16 protein-coding genes are annotated in these 22,036 nt (G+C 58.7%); 6 read left to right on the top strand and 10 right to left on the bottom strand.

What is annotated here, in order from left to right; genetic code table 11:
• Positions 1-4 precede the first annotated feature (4 nt).
• Genes ELK40_RS14625 through ELK40_RS14610 form a run of 4 tightly spaced genes read right to left on the bottom strand, consistent with a single transcriptional unit; the run spans position 5 to position 5,755 of the window.
• Positions 5-1,330, bottom strand: coding sequence for a SidA/IucD/PvdA family monooxygenase (locus tag ELK40_RS14625; protein WP_127731560.1), 1,326 nt, complete (start codon positions 1,328-1,330; stop codon positions 5-7).
• A complete protein-coding gene (iucC, locus tag ELK40_RS14620; protein ID WP_127731558.1) occupies positions 1,327-3,069 on the bottom strand; it encodes an IucA/IucC family siderophore biosynthesis protein in 1,743 nt (580 codons plus the stop codon). Before iucC ends, ELK40_RS14625 begins: the two co-directional genes overlap by 4 nt.
• On the bottom strand, positions 3,066-4,013 hold the full coding sequence (locus tag ELK40_RS14615) for a GNAT family N-acetyltransferase (RefSeq protein WP_127731556.1): 948 nt from the start codon (positions 4,011-4,013) through the stop codon (positions 3,066-3,068). Before ELK40_RS14615 ends, iucC begins: the two co-directional genes overlap by 4 nt.
• On the bottom strand, positions 4,013-5,755 hold the full coding sequence (locus ELK40_RS14610) for an IucA/IucC family protein (RefSeq protein WP_127731554.1): 1,743 nt from the start codon (positions 5,753-5,755) through the stop codon (positions 4,013-4,015). Before ELK40_RS14610 ends, ELK40_RS14615 begins: the two co-directional genes overlap by 1 nt.
• A gap of 138 nt (positions 5,756-5,893) precedes the next feature.
• Between ELK40_RS14610 and ELK40_RS14605 the strand changes: the two genes are divergently transcribed.
• Entirely contained in the window at positions 5,894-7,105 is a 1,212-nt protein-coding gene (locus ELK40_RS14605) for an MFS transporter (protein WP_127731552.1), read from the top strand.
• Here ELK40_RS14605 and mtfA read toward each other — a convergent pair.
• Positions 7,102-7,899, bottom strand: coding sequence for a DgsA anti-repressor MtfA (gene mtfA / locus ELK40_RS14600; RefSeq protein WP_111966040.1), 798 nt, complete (start codon positions 7,897-7,899; stop codon positions 7,102-7,104). The genes ELK40_RS14605 and mtfA overlap by 4 nt on opposite strands.
• 215 nt (positions 7,900-8,114) lie before the next feature.
• On the opposite strand from mtfA, the gene ELK40_RS14595 reads away from it, so the two are divergent.
• The 3 genes from ELK40_RS14595 (at position 8,115) to ELK40_RS14585 (ending at position 10,779) form a co-directional block, all read left to right on the top strand.
• Positions 8,115-8,261 (top strand): DUF2256 domain-containing protein, encoded by a 147-nt coding sequence (locus tag ELK40_RS14595; protein WP_071530926.1) that lies wholly within the window; start codon positions 8,115-8,117, stop codon positions 8,259-8,261.
• Positions 8,258-9,787, top strand: a complete 1,530-nt coding sequence (locus ELK40_RS14590) for a cryptochrome/photolyase family protein (protein WP_127731550.1) — start codon at positions 8,258-8,260, stop codon at positions 9,785-9,787. The genes ELK40_RS14595 and ELK40_RS14590 overlap by 4 nt, the downstream gene beginning before the upstream one ends.
• A gap of 92 nt (positions 9,788-9,879) precedes the next feature.
• Complete coding sequence (locus ELK40_RS14585) at positions 9,880-10,779, top strand: LysR family transcriptional regulator (RefSeq protein WP_111966038.1); 900 nt, start codon at positions 9,880-9,882, stop codon at positions 10,777-10,779.
• On the opposite strand, the gene ELK40_RS14580 is transcribed toward ELK40_RS14585, so the two are convergent.
• The 3 genes from ELK40_RS14580 to ELK40_RS14570 all read right to left on the bottom strand — a co-directional run bounded on the left by ELK40_RS14580 (position 10,754) and on the right by ELK40_RS14570 (position 14,432).
• Positions 10,754-11,542, bottom strand: a complete 789-nt coding sequence (locus ELK40_RS14580) for a substrate-binding domain-containing protein (protein ID WP_127731548.1) — start codon at positions 11,540-11,542, stop codon at positions 10,754-10,756. The genes ELK40_RS14585 and ELK40_RS14580 overlap by 26 nt on opposite strands.
• Positions 11,539-12,852, bottom strand: coding sequence for an MFS transporter (locus ELK40_RS14575; RefSeq protein WP_127731546.1), 1,314 nt, complete (start codon positions 12,850-12,852; stop codon positions 11,539-11,541). Before ELK40_RS14575 ends, ELK40_RS14580 begins: the two co-directional genes overlap by 4 nt.
• A gap of 281 nt (positions 12,853-13,133) precedes the next feature.
• Positions 13,134-14,432 (bottom strand): serine hydrolase, encoded by a 1,299-nt coding sequence (locus tag ELK40_RS14570; protein WP_127731544.1) that lies wholly within the window; start codon positions 14,430-14,432, stop codon positions 13,134-13,136.
• 106 nt (positions 14,433-14,538) lie between these two features.
• On the opposite strand from ELK40_RS14570, the gene ELK40_RS14565 reads away from it, so the two are divergent.
• Positions 14,539-15,432 (top strand): LysR family transcriptional regulator, encoded by an 894-nt coding sequence (locus tag ELK40_RS14565; RefSeq protein WP_127731542.1) that lies wholly within the window; start codon positions 14,539-14,541, stop codon positions 15,430-15,432.
• Here the strand turns inward: ELK40_RS14565 and fumA are convergent.
• Together fumA and ELK40_RS14555 are read right to left on the bottom strand one after the other, a co-directional pair.
• Positions 15,421-17,070 (bottom strand): class I fumarate hydratase FumA, encoded by a 1,650-nt coding sequence (fumA, locus tag ELK40_RS14560; protein WP_127731540.1) that lies wholly within the window; start codon positions 17,068-17,070, stop codon positions 15,421-15,423. The two genes, ELK40_RS14565 and fumA, sit on opposite strands and share 12 nt — an antisense overlap.
• A 56-nt stretch (positions 17,071-17,126) precedes the next feature.
• Positions 17,127-18,635, bottom strand: a complete 1,509-nt coding sequence (locus ELK40_RS14555; RefSeq protein ID WP_023325580.1) for an anion permease — start codon at positions 18,633-18,635, stop codon at positions 17,127-17,129.
• Positions 18,636-19,246: 611 nt separating this feature from the next.
• On the opposite strand from ELK40_RS14555, the gene ELK40_RS14550 reads away from it, so the two are divergent.
• Positions 19,247-22,027, top strand: coding sequence for a flavocytochrome c (locus tag ELK40_RS14550; protein WP_127731538.1), 2,781 nt, complete (start codon positions 19,247-19,249; stop codon positions 22,025-22,027).
• Positions 22,028-22,036 lie beyond the last annotated feature (9 nt).

Here is a 22,036-nt window from a genome sequence, read left to right as displayed (position 1 = left end):
TGTGTCAGTACTCGGTGGTTTTTGCTAAGGATTTAAAAACCTGACTGTTCTCCGGGCTGGTGGTGCTTCGCCAGTGGATAACGCCAGGGGTGGTAGCCAGTTCAAACGGCTCGTCGCCGTGCGCGCGATTCAAAATTCGCGCCGCACGCCAGGCCATCAGGCTGAGCTGGGGTTCGGCAATGCCGAGACGGTGCATCCCGGCATTCACGGCAAACAGGCGGTTGCTCTGCGGGCCGTCCCATTCGAGGGTGAAATCGTTGTTGATGCAGAAGGCTTCGTCCGTATCCAGATGCAGGCGGTGAGACAGCGGCGCGAGGAACGCAGGCTGCACGGCGCGATAGCCGGTGGCGAAGATCGTCACGTCGCTCTCCAGCTGCTCGCGGCCGCCGTCGAGGTGATGCTGTATGCTCAGGCGCTGTCCGTTTTCCATGCGCGTCAGGGCCGTCACCGAGCGGGACGGCATCAGGTGCGCCCAGGGTTTTTCACGCAGCACTTCAAAGCGGTGGTACATGGCGCGGTAAATCGCCAGCAGGGACTCGGTGGTGATGCCGTCGGAGGTCATCTTCTGCTCGTGCAGCATCTGACGACGCGCCTCTGCACCGAGCGTAGAGAAGCTGTCCACGTACTCCGGCGTGAAATACTCGTTAGCAAAGGCGGCTTCATCCAGCGCGTTGTAGTTGTTGCGGCGCGAGACCCAGTTCAGGCTCAGCGGCTGGCCCCATTCGCCACGGAAAATATTCAGGAACAGGTCGGCGCCGCTCTGGCCGCCGCCGACGACGGTAACGCGCTTGCCCGTAAGGTCCGGCGTGCGCAGCATCATCTCGCTGGCGTGGAAGCAGGTATCGTCCTGTGTCGTAACGCAGTCCGGCAGGTTAATCTGTTTGCCAATCCCCACGCAGACGTGGCGCGCCAGGAAGCGGTCGCGCTGGGTCACCACCTCAAACAGGCCGCTTTTCTCATCAAAGTTCACCTGCTGCACCTGCTGGCTGAAGGCAAGGTTGGTGAGGTTGTCTGCCGCCCAGCACAGGTAGTCCGCAAACTCTTCCCGCGAAACGGTGCGCTGTTCGGTGGTCAGGAAGCGGTAGAACTTTTTGCGCTGCACCAGATAGTTCAGGAAGCTGTGGCGGTTGGTCGGCTCAACGGCGCTGACCAGATCCTTCAGGAAGCTGGTTTGCATGTGGCAGTCCGGCACCATCATTCCCGGGTGCCAGGAGAAGTGCGGTTTACGCTCGAGGAACAGCGAGCTAAAGCCGTCCAGCCCTTCCGCCAGCGCGGCGACGCTGAGGTTAAAAGGGCCGATACCAATGCCGATGAAATCATAGGTTTTCATTGCGCTGACTCCCTGGAGGCCAGAAAAAGAGGGTTGTCTAGGTCGGTGACGTAGTTCGGCAGCATGCGGCTGCCGCCGTCGTGTTCGGAGAAGGTCAGTTTGACCGGGTTGAGGATCACGCGAATAATCTGCGGCTTGAAGAGATCGAATTTGGCGAAGCGTTCCGCCAGATCCGGGTGCGCCGCCATATACTCCCGTAAAACTCTGGCCAGAAGCTGGTAGAAGCGCGTTTCGCTCACGCCGCATTGCAGCGTGAGGCGCGAGATAAAACGCAGCACCGTCACAAAGTTGCCGGTTTGCAGATCGTGGATGATGTAATCCGCGCTCAGGCGCGCCGTGACGGCCTTCACCTGTTCCGGCAGGCTCTGGGCCTGCGGGAAATCCTCGTCCACCAGGCGCATATCGCCCTGGAAATCCTTCAGCAGGATGCGTTGCGGGACATAATCCTTCATCACCAGCGTCACGTTCTGGCCGTGGGCGATCAGCGCCACGCCGTAGCGGCAGAGCAGGTGATAGAACGGGATCACCGATGCCTCAAACAGCTTTTCCAGCCACGCTTCGGCGCTTAACCCCGAGCGTTTAATCCACGCGTCGATCAGCGGGCGCCCGTCGTTGTCGGTTTCCATTAGCGCCGCCAGCAGCACCGCCTGTTCGCCGTCCTGTAAATAGCAGGATGGGTTCTCGCGCCAGATCACCCCCAGCATCTCCTGATAGCGATAGGGCGCTTTCGGCAGCGCCGCATAGCCCGGATGCGACAGGTATCCGGCGGCGGGTTCGCCAAGCACCTGCGCGCCAGAGCGCGCAAGCGTAGCGTCGCTGGCGAACTGCTGCTGCAGCCAGCGCGAGGCCAGCGGCCCGGCGGCAATGTATTTGCCGGGAATACCGCGATAGCAGGAGGTGTTGTAAATAGTCAGCGGAAGCTTGATGTCATAAGGCGCGCGACGGCTGGCATTTGTGAGCGTGCGCAGGGACTGCTGGGCAAGATACTCGTCGCCAAATTCGCCCAGCTCAACCATCTCACCGCGCGCCAGCTGCGCCAGGAAATGAATGGCGATCTTCTGCTGCCACTGCCACGGATGCAGCGGCACCGGCAGCCAGCCGTCGTTGAGACCCAGCGCCTGCCAGCGGGCGTCAAAGCGGGCGCGCTCGGCGTTGTCCATGGCGCTGGCCAGCAGGGCGCTGATATCGCAATCGACGTCGCTGCTCCAGACCAGATGCTCCCGCTGAACGGCAACCCAGTGCAGACGAAAACGCCCGCGATACTCAGGCGCGTACTGACGCAGCGCGTCCAGACCCCAGCCGCGGCGGCCTTTGTTGAAAATAAACTTCGGGTGGCCGCGCATCAGACACTGTAATTCGTCCGGGTCGAGGTGGATCAGCGCGTCCGCGTCCAGCGCGTCACGCGCCTGCAGCAGCTGCATATCGCCTCGCAACGTGGCGTAGAGGTCTTCCATGTGCTCCGCCGTTTGCGCGTCGCTCATCTCCAGCACCGCTGCCAGCTGCAGCAGCGCGCTTTCCGCCTCCACGGCGGCACCGCTGGCGGTAGTCAGGCTGTCCGGGTCGATATGCAGCCAGCCCCAGATCCCGCGCGCGGCGCGAAACTGCCAGGACTCGATGCCCATGGCGATGCGCCAGGCGTCAGACGAAACTGTCTCGGCGCTCAGGGTGCGTTCATACTCCAGCTCGGCGAGGATCTTCGCCACCATCTCGCGGTTCACTTTCTCCCAGAGCGCGTTCACAGGCCCACCTCGCTGAAGAAGCGGTGACGCTGGCTCATGATGAGGCGCGAGCGCTTGTGCGGGAAGTCGAACTCTTTCACGGTGTCGAAACCGGCAGAGGCCAGATGGCGGAACAGGCGCTGGTTGTCGAAGCGCGGCTCGGCGACGATGCGCGCGGTGCGCGGTTCATCGAGATACAGATAGTGGCTCAGGCCGCGCAGCCAGCTGCGGATGTACTGCGCGCCGCGCCAGTTCTCTTCGCCCACCAGCATGTGCAGCCCGCGATCAAACGGCTGCCAGCGATAGTGGCGGCCAATGCGGTCTTCCGGTGCCCAGTAGAGTTCAAAATAGCCAAACGGCTGGTCGTCGAAGCAGCCGATAACCGGGTAGCAGTAGGTCGAGTCAAGCTGACGGCGCAGGTAGTTTTCCTGCTCGGCCTGCGGGCCCGCCATCTCCCAGAAGGCGTTCACGCGCGGGTTGTTCATCCAGCGGGTAAAACGCTCGCCGTCCAGCGCCACGTCGGCCACGCGAAAGCTGAGGGTGCGCTTAATCTGCGGATCGTAACGGCGATACACTTCGCCCTGCGGGCGGCGAGGGCGCAGCGGGAAGTAAAGCTGACGGCTCTCGTCAAACTGCATTCCGCCGCTGGCCTGCGGCCGTTCGCCTTTCAGCCACAGCGGCAGCTGCCAGAAGGCGTCGCGCGCCAGATAATCTCCGTGGGCCAGGCCAAACAGCGCCCCAGCCTGGGGTTCATCCTGCCAGTCCGCCCACGGTAACGTAATGCCGGTCAGCGCGGGGGCGGCCACAAACAGCTGATCCAGCGCTTGCACCAGCCAGCCGTCCGGGAGCCCCTTCAGACGCTCCAGCACCGCGCTGCCGTCGAGACCCAACGTCAGCGGCAGCGCGCGATCCGTTGCGGTGCAGCGAAAGCCGTAGCCGGAATGGACAATATTCGCGATGGCCATCACGCCTTCTCCTTGTAAAACGGGTTGCTAAAGTCGAAATAGATCACCGCCGGATCGGCGATGGTGTTTTCATTGCGATCGTGCAGGTAGCAGAAGAAGTTGCCTTTGCAGTTCCAGGTCGGGCTGTCGAGAACGTAGTCGAGGCAGCGGGTCTGCTTCGCCGTGCGGCGCAGTTGGGCCAGCGCAGCACGCACCCGGGACATCAGGCTCTCTTCGCTGTCGAAACCGGCGGCAGCGAGGGCGGCGGTGACGGCAAGGGTAGAGTTCAGCAGCAGGTAGTAAGGGAAGTAGCGCAGCAGCTGGCTCTCACCGAAACGGTTTTCCACCTCAGTTTCGCCAGCTTCTTTCAGCCACGCGTCGGCACTTTCGGTCCACGCGCTGCCCTGGCAGTCGCGGTAGATAAGTCCGATCGGGAAATCCTGCTGCATCTCAACGAGGATATTTTGCTGGTGCGCCAGCAGGACCAGGCCGTAGTCCGCCTCGGCGCTGAACAGCGGGATTAATACGCGGTCGCAATAGGCGTCCAGCCAGCAGCGGGCGGCCTGGGCGAGCGGTAAATCGAGACGCTGGCTCAGACGGCGCACCGCCGCGGCCAGCAGGCTGTCGCCGCCGTCCGGCGCGGCCTGCGTCAGGCTGACCAGCACGTTGGTCTGGGTGCCTGGCGTATCGAACAGCAGATTGACGCGCAGGGCCATCAGGCTCTCTTCCTGAATAGCGCCGCTTTCGTCGCGCAGCCCCGCCCAGCCGTCTTCCTGCATCACGCGCATGGTCGGGTAGCGTGCCTGTAAATCTTGCCAGCGTTCCGTTTTCGCCAGGCGCGCCAGGCGCATGCCGCGCTTAACTTCTTTGACCGACAGCGTGCGCACGGAGTTGGTCAGGCGCACGCTGAGGGAGAACTTAATCATGTCGCAGTTAGTTTCGCTGTACAGCGAGCGGGAGGAGCTGGTGGGCAGCCACTGTGCGCCCGCTTCACCCAGGTCCTGCAGTGAACCGTTTTCTGCCAGACGCTGGCACCAGTCCTGCTCCAGCAGATAGTCGGCCTGCCACGGATGCATGGGCAGCAGCCAGCGGGTGTCGGTGAAGTGGCTGAGCAGCTCGGGCGCGCTCTGGGCCGCGAAGCGCAGCAGACGTTCGCGCAGGGAGACGTTCAGGCTGTCGCCGGCAACGAGCGTGCTCTCAACGGCAAACCAGCGCAGCGGGAAGCGTGAGGCGAAATCGGGCAGGTAGCGGCGCGCCTCGGCTTCGTTAAACGGCTCGTGCGACTTTGGTGCCGGGTGAAACGCGTGGCCGACCAGCAGCGCCTGTTCCGCGTCGGCAAACGTCAGCGGCTTATCGCGCAGGGTTGCCCAGTTGTGGCGTAAATCGATCGCCTGCCAGGTGTGGGCATGGCTTTCGAGGACGCGCTGCTTAAAACGCGCCAGCGTGTCGGCATCCAGCGAGCCTTTTACGGATGGTTTTTCAAGAATTAAATCAACCAGTTGAGAGAATGTGACGGCGTCACTACTATCTAGGTTGCTCTGAATAAGCGTTGCCGGTAAACGGTACTGATGGTGCTGGGTGGGAGAGAAATAGCGTACCGGCACCCGAAGCGCCTGGGTCTGGGAAAGCGGGATATGGATCTCAGATAGCGCATCCGCATCAGTAGCGGGGAGATAGCGCCAGTCCTTCGTTTCGCGCAACAGGGCGTTTAAAAAACACTGGGCTGCAACGTCTGTACCGGCGGCGCGGAGCAGAGCACGCATAGATGTACCTCATTCCATGATTGATAATAATTCTCGTTATGATATTCATTCTGTTTACAGTCGCAACCATTTTTGCAATATTTGTTTTCATAAACTTCATAATTTCCACACATTTATTGACACTATGTTCACATTCTCATGCGCGCTGACTCTGAAATATTGACCGAAAACGTCACCTCAAAAGCCAACTGGCCCCTGGCGTTATGTGCGGGTTTATTAGGTATCGGGCAAAACGGCCTGCTGGTGATGCTCCCGCAGCTGGTGAACCTGACCGGGCTGTCGCTCTCGGTCTGGGCCGGACTGTTGATGTTTGGATCTATGCTCTTTTTACCCGCATCGCCCTGGTGGGGGCGTCAAAGCGAGCGAAGGGGCTGTAAGTACGTGATGCTCGCCTCGCTGGGCGGCTATCTGGCCAGTTTTGTTGTGATGGCGCTGGTGGTCTGGGCGATGGCGGCCGGAAGGCTGGATACGGTCTGGGGGCTGGCGGGGCTTATATTCTCGCGCCTGCTCTACGGACTGACGGTCTCGGGGCTGGTGCCTGCGGCCCAGACCTGGGCAATTCAGCGTGCGGGGCTGGAGAAAAGAATGGCCGCGCTGGCGACGATAAGCTCCGGCCTGAGCTGCGGGCGTTTGCTCGGCCCGCCGCTGGCGGCGCTGATGCTCAGCGTTAATCCGGTGGCGCCGCTCTGGCTGATGGCGGTTGCGCCGCTTATCGCTCTGCTGCTGGTGCTTCGCGAAGTCGCTGATCCGCCGCTGCCGCCGGTAGCTCACCAGGCAACCCGTCTGCAGGCCTCCATGCTGCCGTTCCTGCTGCTGGCGCTGCTGCTGGCGGCGCTGGTGAGCCTGATGCAGCTTGGCCTGTCGCCGCATCTTAGCCCGTTGCTGGACGGCAACGCCCGGGAGATCAGCCATCATGTCGCGCTCCTGCTGAGCCTGGCCGCGCTGGCCACGCTCGCGGCACAGTTTCTGGTGGTCCGCCCGCAGCATTTCACCCCGATGACGTTGCTCTGCATCGCGGCGGTGTTGATGGTGGCAGGGCTAGGGCTGATGACTGTCGCCGGTTTAGCGCTGTTCTACGTGGGGATTGTTATCACGTCACTCGGGGCGGCGATGGCCACGCCGGGCTACCAGCTGCTGCTTAACGACAGGCTGACCACCGGGAAAGGGGCGGGCGTCATCGCCACCAGCCACACGTTAGGCTACGGCGTCAGCGCGCTGCTGGTGCCCGTGGTGACGCGTTTTTACGGCGAGCAGTCTTTAACGGTAGCCGCATGGGGAATGGCATTGCTGTTTTTAGCGTTGAGCATAGGGGTACGGTCAACCGAGCGTCCCCCTGCTGAAAAACCTTAATGGATCTGACGGGAGGAATGGCCGCCAGACTCCTCATTTTGCCGCAGACGCTGCAGGGGATCCTGCTGATAAAACTGGCAGAAACGCTGCCACAGCGCCGGGAAGCGGGGCGCGAAGAGCTCGGGTGCGCTGAAGAAATACTCCGAGAGCACCGCAAAGCACTCGGCCGGGTCGGTTGCCGCATAGGCGTCAATGCTGGCCGCGCTTTCGCCGACCAGGTCTATTTCATCCTGGATGTTATCCATCGCCGCGTGCAGATCGTGCTCCCAGCCCGCCACTTCGCGAAGCGGGATAAATGGAACGCCGCTGGCGCGATCGCCGTTGCGGGTATCCAGCTTGTGGGCTACCTCATGGATAATCAGGTTAAAACCGGACGCATCGAACGAGTCCTGAATGTCGAGCCAGTTCAGAATAATCGGCCCCTGCTGCCAGCTTTGTCCGGACTGCACCACGCGCTGGTTGTGCACCAGCCCGATATCGTCCTGCCATTCGTCATCCACTACGAACGGTGCGGGATAGATTAGCACTTCGTGGAAACCGTCCAGCCACTCAATGCCGAGCTCAAGCACCGGAAGACAGAAAAGCAGGGCGATGCGGGCGTTTTTAAGCGGATCGAGCTCGAAACCCTGCAGTGGAACCAGGCGTTTTTGCTGTAAAAAACGATCCGCAAGCTGAACCAGTTTCGCTTGTTCATCCGGCTTAAGATTAGCCAGAACAGGGATTGTCAGCGCGTCATTCCATGGCAGCGCCATATCCCGGCCAGCTTCATTCGTTTTCCAGGGCCACTTTATCATCGCTTTGCTCGCAAACTCGTCACTTGAACAAAAATGGGAAAGTCAGGTTCGGTTAAGATGCCAGAAAATCGCTCACTGCGACAATTCCAGCCTGAATAAACTATCATTCGTACGTAGCGGTGGGTAGCGGTTTGCAGGCATCACCTTCATTTTGTGAAGTCTGTCGTAGCCTTCATCCACAGGTTCAGTGAAGAAATCAGTACGGTATTGAAAAGATGAGCGATTTTAAAGGTAACAAGCAGGACCTGCCCAGTCGGCTGTGTGTGCACTGCCAGCGGCCCATGACGTGGCGCAAGAAATGGGCGAAATGCTGGAATGAGGTTAAATACTGTTCTGAGCGCTGTCGCAGGAGCCACCGTTGACCGAGCTGCGTCTGATCCTGGGCGATCAGCTTAATCCGCATCACAGCTGGTTTGATACCTGCAGTTCGAACGTCATTTACGTGATGCTGGAACTCCGGGCAGAAACCGCCTATGTGCTTCATCACGCCCAGAAAGTTATCGCTATCTTCGCCGCCATGCGCGCGTTTGCCTCTGCATTAAAGGAGAAGGGGCATCGGGTGAGGTATGTCCGGCTCTCTGACGGCTCAAACCGCGGCGCGTTGGAAGACAATCTCAACGCGCTTGTTGCGCATTACGACGCGGGTAGGGTGATATGGCAGGAGCCCGACGAATGGCGTCTGGATACACAGCTGCAGGCGTGGGCGAAGACGGCCTCCGTTGAAGCGGCCTGCGTCAGCAGCGAGCATTTTTTCACCACGCGGGAACAGGTCAGCGCGTTCTTTGCAACGCGCAAAAGCTGGCGAATGGAGTACTTTTACCGGGAAATGCGTCGTCAGCACGGCATTCTTTTGACATCAGAAGACGAGCCGGAGGGAGGTAAATGGAATTTCGATGCTGAAAACCGCAAGCGCTGGTCCGGCGAGCCTCCCGCGCCGGTGGACGCGCGTCCCTGCAACGATCGTTCCGCCTTATGGGCGGAGATCCAACGCTGCGGCGTAAAGACCTTCGGCGAACCGCAGGCCGACAATTTTCGCTGGCCGCTCAACCGTGCTGAAGCCAAAGCCAGGCTGGATGATTTTATCGCGCACGCGCTCCCGCAGTTTGGAAACTGGCAGGACGCGATGCACGCGGAGGAACCTTTTCTTTTCCACTCGTTAATTTCATTCGCGCTAAACACCAAAATGCTTAATCCGCGGGAAGTGGTCGCAGCCGCCCAGCAGGCATGGCGTTCGGGCCATGCGCCGCTGCCCGCCGTTGAAGGGTTTATCCGACAAATTCTCGGCTGGCGGGAGTACGTGCGTGGGATCTACTGGTCGCAGATGCCGGGCTATCGGGAGCTGAATGCCTTAGACCAGCACGCTCCGCTGCCGGACTGGTTCTGGACCGGCAGGACGCAGATGCGCTGCCTGTCACATGCTATTGGGCAGTCGCTCACGGAGGCTTACGCCCACCATATCCAGCGCCTGATGGTCATCGGCAACTTTAGCCTGCTCAGCGGCCTGTCGCCGCAGGCGGTTCATGAATGGTATCTGGGGGTCTATATTGATGCCTTCGAATGGGTGGAGCTGCCCAACACCCTCGGCATGAGCCAGTTTGGCGATGGCGGTTTACTGGCGAGTAAACCCTACGTCTCGAGCGCGTCATATATTCATAAGATGAGTAATTACTGTCAGGGGTGCCGGTATCAACATAACCAGCGCACTGGGGAGCTGGCGTGCCCCTTTAATGCCCTTTACTGGGATTTCTTTGCGCGCAATCAGGCGCGTCTGGGTAACAATCCCCGCCTGGGCATTGTCTTTAAACAGCTTGCGGACATGAAGGAAGAGGAGCGGCAGGCCATTGCCGATCGTGCAGGGTATGTTCGCCTGCATCTCAACGACCTTTGACCTATTTCATCGCCGTACAGGTTGCGGTGGTTCCGTAAGACGCTATTATTTTTGACTTTGTTGCGTATTCCCCGACAGGACATCCAGACGCTATGCCCGTGAATTTTGACCTTAACGATCTTTATGCTTTCAGAGCGTTAGTGGAATACGGTAACTTCCGTGTTGCTGCTGAATCAATCTGCTTATCCCAGTCAGCCCTGAGCCGCAGGATTGAAAAGCTGGAAGCCGCGCTGGGGAACCGGCTGTTCGATCGCACCACCCGCCGCGTGGCGCTGACGCTCTATGGGCAAAACTTTGCCGAGCGCTCCGCGCAGCTGCTCGACAACGTTGAGTCAATGCTGGCGGATGTCGATAAAGCCAGCGAAGAGCGGACGGGGCTGATCACGGTTGCCACGGTACCTTCCGCCGCCTGTTACTTTATGCCTGATGTGATCCGTCGCTTTCAGTCTCGCTATCCGCGCGTGCGCATTAAGCTCATCGACAGCAGCGCGGGGAATGTGATTGACGCCGTGGCCCGAAGCCAGGCGGATTTTGGTATCTGCTTCGCAGGAAACCTGCCGTCTGAAATCGAATTTTTCCCGCTGGTGGAGGATGTCTACGTCGCGGCGTGCAGAAAGGATCATCCGCTGGCGCAGAAGAGTCACCTGACGTGGCAGGCATTTTATCAGCAGGATTATATCTCTCTCGATAAAACGTCAGGTAACCGTAACCTGCTCGATCGGATGCTGGGGGATATCGTTCCCGAGCGGCCCAGCGTCTGCGAAACGCGCCACGTTACCACGATGCTCGGTATGGTTGAGGCGGGGATCGGCATCGCTGCCGTTCCCGCCATGTCAATGCCGACCTCAGAGCACACGCTGCTGACGCATCTGCCGCTGGTGGCGCCGGAGGTCAAACGCACCGTAGGGCTTATCCGGCGCCGGGGGCGCATCCAGTCTTATATCGCGGCTGAACTGGAAAAGCAGATCACCGAGCAGTATCGCCGGACGTAACGGGGATCATCCCCGTCTTCTCGATGACGGCGCGTGAGGGCGGTGAGGCGAGATAGGTCAGCAGCGCTTTCCCCTCGTCAGGATGTTCAGCGTGACGGGTGACCGCACCCGCGAAGCGCGTGATGTATTGCAGATTATCCGGGATTTTACCGATAAAGGTGACGCCCTGAACGGGCAGCAGCTCGCTAACCTGCTGGAAGCCCACGGCGTATTTTCCTTTCGCCATTTCAGAGGCGACCGGGATACGCTCGACCATTGTCGCTTTACCCGCCACTTCTTTTTCAATCCCCAGCTTTTTGAACAACGTCTGGCTGACGTACCTACCGCTGGCGCTGTCAGAGTAGGCGATGGAGCTGGCCTGCAGCAGCGTTTCACGCAGTTTCGCATCGCTGCTGATATCAGGGACATCCGCACCTTTTTTCACCACCATGCCAACGGGAGAGTCCGCGAGTTCAGTTCGCGAACCCGGCTGGGTCTGGCTGGCTTTTTCGAGTTTCTCCAGCGCATCGCCCACCATAATCACCACGTCGGCCTTCTCGCCGCGCGCCAGACGGTTTGGGATCGCCTGCGGCGTAGCGCCCATTGAGGGGCCGGGGATGATCACGATTTTATCCCCGGTCTGGCGTTCATATTCCGGAGCCAGTTTTTCAAGGGCGGCTTTGAAGCCGCCTGAAATCATGACCTTTACGTCCTGGGCAAAGGCATTGACGCTCAGGAACATCAGCACCAGCGCGCTGGCGGTATAGCGATAAGTGCGTTTCATACTGCCCCCTGTGACTTGACGGTGTTTTGCAGCGATACCGCACGGCGGCGGTAGAGGTAGAGCGTGGCCAGCAGGGCACACACCGCGGCGAAGCTCATCCAGTAGCCAGGCGAAGCTTTGTCACCGGTATATTCAATCAGCGCGGTGGACATTACCGGGGTAAAGCCGCCAAAGACCGCCGTTGCCAGGCTGTAAGCCAGCGAGAAGCCCGCCACGCGCACTTCGGCAGGCATAATCTCCGTCAGGGCCGGGATCATCGCGCCGTTATACAGGCCGTAGAGGAAGGAGAGCCACAGCAGCACGCTCAGCATCATGGAGAAGCTGGGGGCACTCGCCAGCAGCGTCAGGGCCGGGTAGCTGGTCGCCAGCGCCAGCAGGGTCATGGCAATCAGCACCGGCTTGCGGCCGAAACGATCCGACAGGGCACCGCCCACCGGCAGCCAGATGAAGTTAGAAACCGCCACCAGCAGCGTGACCAGCAGGCTGTCCGATGCGCTCAGCATCAGCACTTTTTTGCCAAAGGTGGGAGCGTAGACGGTGATCAGGTAGAACGCGGTGGTGGTCATCGCTACCATCAGCATGCCCGCGACCACCACCTGCCAGTTGCCAAGCAGCGTTTTAAAGACCTGACGCATCTCCAGATGCTGGCGGCGCGCGCTGAACTCTTCCGTCTCTTCCAGCTTGCGGCGCAGGAAGAAGATAAACGGCACGATTAAACAGCCGAACAGGAACGGGATGCGCCAGCCCCATTCGCGAATGGCGCTCTCCGCCATCAGGGCATTCAGCGCAAAGCCCATCGCCGCGGCGACCATAATGGCGACCTGCTGGCTACCGGACTGCCAGCTGGTGTAAAAACCCTTGCGGCCCGGCGTGGCGATTTCAGCCAGATAGACCGACACGCCTCCAAGCTCCGCGCCGGCGGAAAAGCCCTGCAGCAGACGGCCCGTCAGCACCAGCAGCGGCGCCCACAGGCCGATGCTTTGATAAGAGGGGATAAGCACAATCAGAAACGTCCCCGCCGCCATGATGGACAGCGTGACGATCAGCCCCTTTCTGCGCCCCACCTTATCGATATAGGCGCCAAGCACGATCGCGCCGATGGGACGCATCAAAAAGCCCGCGCCGAAGACGGCGAAGGTCATCATCAGCGACGCAAATTCACTGCTCGCCGGGAAGAACGTGTGGGCGATATAGGTGGCATAGAAGCCGAACAGAAAGAAATCGAACTGCTCAAGAAAGTTGCCGGACGTGACGCGAAGTATCGCGCCCGCCTTAGAACGTACGGTTGCAGGTGAGGTTGAGGAAAACATGGTTATCTCCAGTTTTATTGTTGACGTTTTATGCGTCTGTTTCTGAAAACTGGATCAGGATGAGGAATTAGATAAGCGCAAATGCCGCATCGACTGATGCATTTCTTGCATGAATATAATCCGACGAATAAATACAATTAATGGCAACAATAACTTAACAAACCGTTGGCTTTTTATTCACCAATATTCTGTAAGTCTCTGATATTGCGATTTTGTGATGTGGCGCAGAGGCGCGTTTCAGAATGAGCCGGGTAACCGCTTCATTACCCGGCGGATGCAATTTAGCGCAGCGCCCTGGCAATCGCGCTAAACATCAGAGAGGCTTCCAGCGGCTGGGCGCTGAAGGACGGTTCCGCCTGCGGCCAGGTAGACCACTGGACGATGACCAGATTTTCCTTTGGGTTCACCACGATCATCTGCCCGAAAATGCCCAGCGCCCAGAGCGAACCTTTCAGCGAATCCTGTGCCGTCGGCTCTACGCCCGTGGCGTTGGCGGGCACTTCATTGTTCCACCACTGATAGCCGTACAGCCCATCGGGATGGGCGTCTGACACCGAGCCTTTGGCCTTCGTCCAGTCTGACGACTGCCTTATCCAGTTTTCCGGCAGTACGGTCTTACCGTTCGGCAGCGTACCGTTGTTCAGGATAAATTGCCCGAAGCGTCCCCAGTCCTCCAGCGTGGCGTTAAAGCCGTGCGCGCCGACGTCGTGCTGGCCTTTGCTGTAGGCATGCCACACGCCGTCGCTCGCCATGCCGTAAGGCTGCCAGATGCTTTTCTCCAGATAGGCTGCGAGCGTCATGCCGGTGGCCCGCTCCAGCACGTCACCCAGCAGCCAGGCACCGCCCGAAGAGTAAGACCAGTTCTCTCCGGCCGGATGCGCCCTGCGCAGCCCCTTCACCAGCTTGCGCACGCAGTCATAGGTACCCGGCTTCGCCTCGCACTCGGTGAGCTGCGCAAAGTCGGAGTGGGGGTTGGTGTAATCCTCGTTCCAGGCCACGCCGGACGTATGGGTGATCAGCTGTCTGAGCGTCACACCGTCCCACGCGGTGCCTTTCAGATCGGGTTCATACCGCGTGATCCGATCGTCAAGCGAGTGGATCTTTCCCTCTTTGAGGGCTACGCCCACCAGCGCCGATACCACCGATTTCCCAACCGAGCGCGAGGTCCAGAGCGTGGAGTCGGTGTTGCCCTCTCCAAGATACTTCCAGGCGATTTTGCCGTCCTTCAGCACCAGCATGCCGCTGACGTTCTGCCGCTGGAGGTAGTCCTTAAGGCCGTAGCGCCTGCCGTTGACCTGATAGTGTGCGTCCGTGAGCGGCTTGTCCGACATTTCCAGCGGCACGGCGCTACCGTGGCGGAAAACGTCCCCGGCGTAGTTGCGGTAGTCATTGCGAAAGCCCACCACGCGATCGGCCTGACTCCAGGTGAGCATCTTATGGGTGTCAGGCAGCGTGGTGTCGAAGGGGGCAGGGCAAGCGCTGAGGTCGGTGCCTTTACAGGCGGCCACTGCCGCAGGGGAGATTAGGGTGCTGAAGATAAGGCCCGCCAGCAGGGCATGGTTTACTTTTCTGTTTTTCATATCCGTCTCTTACAGGTTAGGAACGGCTTCAGTTTAAAAACCCCGGAGCTATAATAAAAAACGCATAGCGGGGGAAAATCCCCCCAAAAAACAGAGGGAGCGTAGCGTGGCGGGACTGATTTACTCTTTTGCACAGCTCGAGGCATTTACCGCCGTGGCCGAGAACGGGAGCCTGAGTAAAGCCGCGGTGGCGCTGAAGAAGGACCGAACGACGCTTCGCGATCTGGTTGATTTTCTTGAGGATGGGTTGGGCTACGCGCTGTTTATTCGCGACGGCCGCACCCTGCGGCTCACCCCCGAAGGGGAACAGCTTCAGCGCCAGGCGCACCTGCTGATGCGGCAGGTAAAAGCCTTTGAGGCGTTTGCCAGAGAGGTGTCGCACGGTGCCACGCAGGACCTGACGCTGGCCTACGATCCTTTTACGCCCAGAGCCTTTCTGCATGGGGTGATTGCTGAAATGGCGGTGCGAAAAATTCGCCTGAGCCTTATCTGCGCCTCGCGGGATGAATCGGAACGGCTGCTGGCGAAAAACGACGCGGATCTCGCCATCTGCCAGGCACGCAACCGCAGCGTGGGCAACGATATGGAGTGGCGTGCCCTGGGTGCCATCGATATGGATTTTTATGCCGCCAGCGGGCTGTTTGCGGACAGTGCTTCACCTCTGTCGCTGCTCGATCTTTCCCTTGTGCCCCAGGTCGTCATGCACCCCGCCTCGGACGAGCCGGTGGCGCGCCGCCTGCAGATTTCCGGGCATACTCTCTTTACCAATGAGCCGGAGATGCTGCGCGGTCTGCTGGAGCGCGGCTGCGGCTGGGGATTCTTACCGACGCATTTTCACGCCGGGCAGTGGCAAAACGTAAAAAGGCTGCACACCGAAGTGGGCAGCCAGGGAATTGGTCAGACGATGGTCACCATCTGGAAGCCGGGGAGCGACAAGCGCAGCACAATCGCTGAAACGCTGTCGCTCTTGCCGGACGTATGGAAGCACTCAGCGCTGTGAACAGCCTTTACACTGCTGGTTCTGGATCTGCTGGAAGAAATCGTTGCCTTTGTCATCCACCAGGATAAACGCCGGGAAGTTCTCGACTTCGATTTTCCAGATGGCTTCCATTCCCAGCTCCGGATACGCGACGCATTCCAGGCTCTTAATGCTGTTTTGCGCCAGCACCGCCGCCGGGCCGCCGATGCTGCCCAGGTAGAAGCCGCCGTGCTTATGGCAGGCGTCGGTTACCTGCTGGCTGCGGTTGCCTTTTGCCAGCATGATCATGCTCGCGCCGTGGGACTGCAGCAGGTCCACATATGAATCCATGCGTCCCGCCGTGGTTGGGCCGAGCGAGCCAGACGCGTAGCCTTCCGGCGTTTTGGCCGGGCCCGCGTAGTAGATCGGGTGATCTTTGACGTACTGCGGCAGTTCCTCACCGTTGTCGATTAGCTCTTTCAGCTTCGCGTGGGCGATGTCGCGCGCCACGATGATGGTCCCGTTCAGCGACAGGCGGGTAGAGACCGGGTGTGCGGAAAGCTGCGCCAGGATCTCGTTCATCGGCTTGTTCAGATCGATGCTGACCACGTCGCCTTCACCCTGCTGGCGCAGCGATTCAGGAATATACTGACCCGGGTTGTGCTCCAGCTTCTCAATCCAGATCCCGTCGCGGTTGATTTTCGCTTTGATGTTGCGGTCCGCGGAGCAGGAGACGCCCATGCCAATCGGGCAGGACGCGCCGTGGCGCGGCAGGCGGATCACGCGGATGTCGTGGGCGAAGTATTTACCGCCAAACTGCGCGCCCAGGCCGAGGTTCTGTGCTTCCTGAAGCAGCTCCTGTTCGAGCTGAACGTCGCGGAAAGCCTGGCCGTGTTCGTTACCTTCCGTCGGCAGGGCGTCGTAGTAGCGCGTGGAGGCCAGCTTCACGGTTTTCAGCGTGGCTTCCGCCGAGGTTCCGCCGATAACAAAGGCAATGTGGTACGGCGGGCAGGCTGCTGTCCCCAGGGTACGCATCTTCTCAACCAGGTAATTTTTCAGCTTAGCCGGGGTGATCAGCGCTTTGGTTTCCTGGTAGAGATAGGTTTTGTTGGCAGAACCGCCGCCTTTTGCCATGCACAGGAATTTGTATTCGTCCCCGTCCATGCTGTAGAGGTCAATCTGCGCCGGCAGGTTGGTGCCGGTGTTCACCTCTTTATACATATCCAGCGCCGCATTCTGCGAGTAGCGCAGGTTGTCTTCAATGTAGGTGTTATACACGCCCTGGCTCAGGGCCGCTTCGTCACCGCCGCCGGTCCAGACGCGCTGGCCTTTTTTACCCATGACGATCGCGGTGCCGGTATCCTGGCAGGTCGGCAGCACGCCTTTGGCCGCGATTTCAGAGTTACGCAGGAACTGCAGGGCAACGTACTTATCGTTCTGGCTGGCTTCCGGATCGTTGAGAATGGCGGCAACCTGCTTCTGATGGGAAGGACGCAGCATAAACGCGGCGTCGTGGAAGGCCTGCTGCGCCAGCAGGGTCAGAGCTTCCGGCTCCACCTTCAGGATTTCCTGGCCTTCGAACTCGGCAACGGAGACGTGCTCTTTGGTCAGCAGGTAGTATTCGGTGTCGTCATGCGCAAGAGGGAAGGGGTTCTGGTAGATAAACGGTTTGTTTGACATAGCGTATTGCTCCACAAAAAATAAAACCGCCGGAGGAGAAGTCCGGCGGTCAGGAATCAGAACATCATGGACATCCACGGATAGCCAATCAGCAGCAGGGCCGCCAGGAAGATGGCACCGAAGATGGTGCCGAGGCGCCAGTAGTCTTTGGTTGGCAGGTAGCCGCTACCGTAGTAGATCGGGCTTGGGCCAGTACCGTACGGGGTGATGATCCCCATCACGCCCAGCGAGGTCACCATCAGCAGAACAAACACTTCCATATTCATGCCCGGGATGGTGGAAGCGATGGTCAGCATCGCTGGCAGTAGCGCCGTAGTGTGCGCGGTGGTGCTGGCAAACAGGTAGTGCAGCAGGTAGAACGCCAGCAGCAGGACGATGGTCGCCACGCCCGGAGAGATACCGCTCATCAGCAGACCGCCTTCTTTACCCAGCCAGCTGATAAAGCCGGTAGAGGAGAGACCGTCCGCCAGCGCAACCAGGGTGGCGAACCAGACGAAGGTGTTCCACGCGGCTTTGTTACCGGTGATGTCGTTCCACTCCAGCACGCCGGTCCACAGCATCAGGCCGACGATGAGCAGGGCAGCCATAGCGGGTTCAATCCACGCGGCGGCGAAGATCCACATCAGCAGCGCGCAGCACACGAACACCAGCAGCAGAATTTCATTGCGGGACAGTTTGCCGAGTTTTTCCAGTTCGCGGGTCGCCCACAGCGGCACTTCGTTGTTGACCTTAACTTCAGGCGGGTAGAACCAGTAGGCCAGCAGCGGCATGGTCAGAATCAGCAGGATACCCAGCGGCAGGAAGGCGAGGAACCAGGTGCCCCAGGAGATATCAATCCCAACCGTACTTTTCACCAGCGCCAGGGCCAGCAGGTTTGGCGCGAGGGCGGAGAGGAACATTGAACTGGTGATACAGGCCGCGGTGATCGCCACCCACATCAGGTACGAACCAATCTTACGCGCGCTTGGGTCATTAGGTTTTGAACCGTACAGCGGCGGCAGGTTAGCGATGATCGGGTAGATGGTTCCGCCGCTACGCGCGGTGTTGGACGGGGTGAACGGCGCCAGCAGCAGGTCAGCAAACGTAATTGCGTAACCGAGCGTCAGGCTGCGACGGCCGAGGTATTTCACCAGAATCAGCGCCAGACGGCGGCCGAAGCGGGTTTTGTCATAGCCTGCGGCGAACATAAAGGCACCGAAAATCAGCCAGACGGTAGAGTTACCAAACCCGCTTACCGCCCATTTAAAGGAGGCGCCCGCCAGCTTGAATTTTGGATCGGCCAGCTGTTCAGGGCTAAACAGCACCCACTGGCTGCACAGGGCAATGGCGACCACGCCGGTCAGACCGATCACCGCACCCGGCAGCGGTTCGAAGATCAAACCGACGATCACGCCGACAAAGATTGCGAAGTAGTGCCACGCGTAAGGAGGCAGGCCTTCCGGTACCGGAACAAACAGCAGCAGTACGGCGACGATGACGGGCAGTGCCATCATCAGCAGACGTTTTGCGTTTCCATTTGATGCCTGGTTCGCCACAGGGGGCGTTACAGCAGTTTTTGTATTCATAGTTTCACGTCTTAAGTTGTCAAAGATTCGGTCGTACTGAAAAAACAAAATCACTTTCTTAAGTTTCTTTGCTTTCTTTAGTTATTAAAGGTGCGGTTTTGTATTTTCAGTAATAGCAATTTAACGCTTTTGTGGAGGCGCTAAATTAAAAATTGATGATGTTTTTATATTGCGCCTTTGGATGCCATAACTATTGATCGCGATCAAAAAAACAGAATTGCAGCGTTATTTTTATGCTTTTATTAATAACCACTCAGGCGTATGTGGGTATTACCTGTTTTATTGGTTTGTTTTATCATTTTTGTAACATCTATGCCTTCTTTGTTTTTTTTATCTTATTGTTTTTTATTGTTTTTAATGTGATACGGAAATTGGTTTTACCAATTTTTATTTAACGAATTTTAAATTATTGTGAATGACTAAATTACATTCTCTAACACCAATGTGTTATTTGTGTTATTGCAGGGATTAAATAGTTTATTAACTAACGTAATAACTTTAGAAACTAAAAAAATCATTATATTAATATCATGACATCGGCAAATAACGACGAACTAAAAAATCACTCCGATAACGAATTCTTAATTTTTTAAAAGTTTGGAGTTTCTATTATGAGCACTAACGAACGCATTCTTAGCCCCTTCACATTACCGAATGGCACTGAACTGAAAAACCGTTTGTTAATGGCCCCTATGACCACCTGTACCGGCTATTACGACGGCACCGTTACCAGCGAACTGGTGGAGTACTATCGTGCTCGTTCCGGCAGCATCGGCACCATCATTGTGGAGTGTTGCTTCGTTGACGATCTCGGCCTCGCCTTCCCGGGCGCGATCGGGATTGATAATGACGAGAAAATTGCCGGGCTGGCGAAAATCGCGGAGGCGATTAAATCCAAAGGGTCAAAGGCCCTGCTGCAGATCTACCACGGCGGCCGCATGGTTGACCCGAAACTGATCGGTGGCCGTACGCCGGTTGGCCCAAGCGCTGTTGCCGCGCCGCGTGAGGGCGCAGCAACGCCAGTGGCGCTGACTGGCGAAGAAGTCGAAGGCATGATCGGCAAGTTTGGTGAAGCGGTGCGCCGCGCGATCCAGGCCGGCTTCGACGGCGTGGAAATCCACGGGGCGAACACCTATCTGATTCAGCAGTTCTATTCGCCAAACTCTAACCAGCGTGACGACGAGTGGGGCGGCAGCCGCGATAACCGCGCGAAGTTCCCGCTGGCGGTTCTGGATATCACCCACAAAATGGTGCGCCAGTACGCGGACGACGCCTTTATTATTGGCTACCGCTTCTCTCCTGAAGAGCTTGAAGTGCCGGGCATTCGCTTTGAAGACACCATGTACCTGCTGGAAAAACTGGCGGCTCGCGGCGTGGACTACCTCCACTTCTCCGTCGGCGCGACCCTGCGTCCTTCCATTGTTGACACCCAGGACCCGACGCCGCTTATCGAAAAATACTGCGCGATGCGTTCTGAAACGCTGGCTCAGGTACCGGTGATGGGCGTGGGCGGCGTGGTGAATGCCGCCGATGCCAATGAAGCGCTGGACCACGGTTACGACCTGATTGCCGTTGGCCGTGCCACCATCGCTTACCCGAACTGGACCGACCGCATCGCGGCCGGGGAAAACCTGGAGCTGTTTATGGACAGCACCCAGCGCGAGGCGCTGAACATTCCAGAGCCGCTGTGGCGCTTCTCGCTGGTGGAAGCGATGATCCGCGACATGAGCATGGGCGAATCGAAATTCAAACCGGGCATGTTTACTGAGAAGGTGCAGGACGACGCGAACGAGCTGGTGATTAACGTCAGTCTGGAAACCGACCGCATTGCGGACATCGAGCTGGCCTCTGGCCCGAGCGAAGACGTTGAGTTTGTCACCAGCTTTGAAGAGATCCGCACCCGCATTCTGGATGCCAACACCCCGCACGTGGATGCCATCACCGGCGCCACCAGCCAGAGCGAGGCGGTGAAGAAAGCGGTGTCTAAAGCGATGCTGAAATCCAGCAAAGCGCTGGCAGCGGAAGAGGGCGTTGACCCGAACGAAACCCGCAGTGTGGACGTGGTGGTTGTCGGCAGCGGCGGCGCCGGTCTGGCTGCGGCGATTCAGGCTCACGACGAAGGCGCGAGCGTGCTGATCGTCGAGAAAATGCCAACCATCGGTGGGAACACCATTAAAGCCTCTGCCGGTATGAACGCCGCCGAAACCCGCTTCCAGCGCGTGAGGGGCATTCAGGACAGCAAAGAGCTGTTCTACCAGGAAAGCCTGAAAGGCGGCGGCAACAAGAACAACCCGGAACTGCTGCGCCGCTTCGTCGAGAACGCGCCGCAGGCTATTGAGTGGCTGGCAACGCGCGGCATCATGCTGAACGACATCACCACCACCGGCGGGATGAGCATCGACCGTACTCACCGTCCAAAAGACGGTTCTGCGGTGGGCGGTTACCTGATTAGCGGCCTGGTGCGTAACGTCAACAAACGCAACATCGAGGTAATGCTGGATACCTCCGTCAGCGACATTATCTTCGAAAACGGTGAAGTCACCGGCGTGCGCCTGACCACCGAAGAGAATGAAACCGTCACCGTGGCAGCGAAAAGCGTGATTGTCGCCACAGGCGGCTTCAGCGCCAACAGCCAGATGGTCGTGAAATATCGTCCGGATCTGGAAGGTTTCGTCACCACCAACCACAAAGGGGCGACCGGTGGCGGCATCGCGCTGCTGGAGCGCATCGGGGCTGGCACTGTCGATATGGGAGAAATTCAAATTCACCCAACCGTTGAGCAGAAAACCTCGTACCTGATTTCCGAATCCATCCGCGGGGGCGGTGCGATTCTGGTCAATCAGAAAGGGGAGCGATTCTATAATGAAATGTCGACCCGCGATAAAGTCTCGGCTGCAATCATCGCGCTGCCGGAGAAATACGCTTACATCGTCTTTGACGAGCACGTACGCGCCAAAAACAAAGCCGCTGATGAGTACATTGCCAAAGGCTTCGTGACCAGCGCCAGCTCGCCAAAAGCTCTGGCGGAAGCGCTCGGTATGGATCACCACGCTTTCCTGGCGACCCTGGAACGTTACAACGGTTTCGTTGAAAAACAGCACGATGATGACTTTGGTCGTACCACCGCGCTGCGTGCGCCAATCAATGAAGGGCCATTCTACGCCATTCAGATTGCGCCGGGGGTGCACCACACCATGGGCGGCGTGACCATCAACACCGAAACCTGCGTGCTGGACAGCAACCATAACGTGCTGCCGGGCGCGTTTGCGGCCGGTGAAGTGGTCGGCGGGATCCACGGCGGCAACCGTATCGGCGGTAACGCGGTGGCAGATATCATTATTTTTGGTACCCTTGCAGGACATCAGGCGGCTCTGCGTTCGAAAAAGATGTGAGGCACCTGC

Source organism: Enterobacter sp. N18-03635, assembly GCF_004006055.1.
GTDB classification, from domain to species: domain Bacteria; phylum Pseudomonadota; class Gammaproteobacteria; order Enterobacterales; family Enterobacteriaceae; genus Enterobacter; species Enterobacter vonholyi.
The sequence above is the reverse complement of the archived record's forward strand: the minus strand, read 5'-3'. Positions and strand labels throughout refer to the sequence as shown.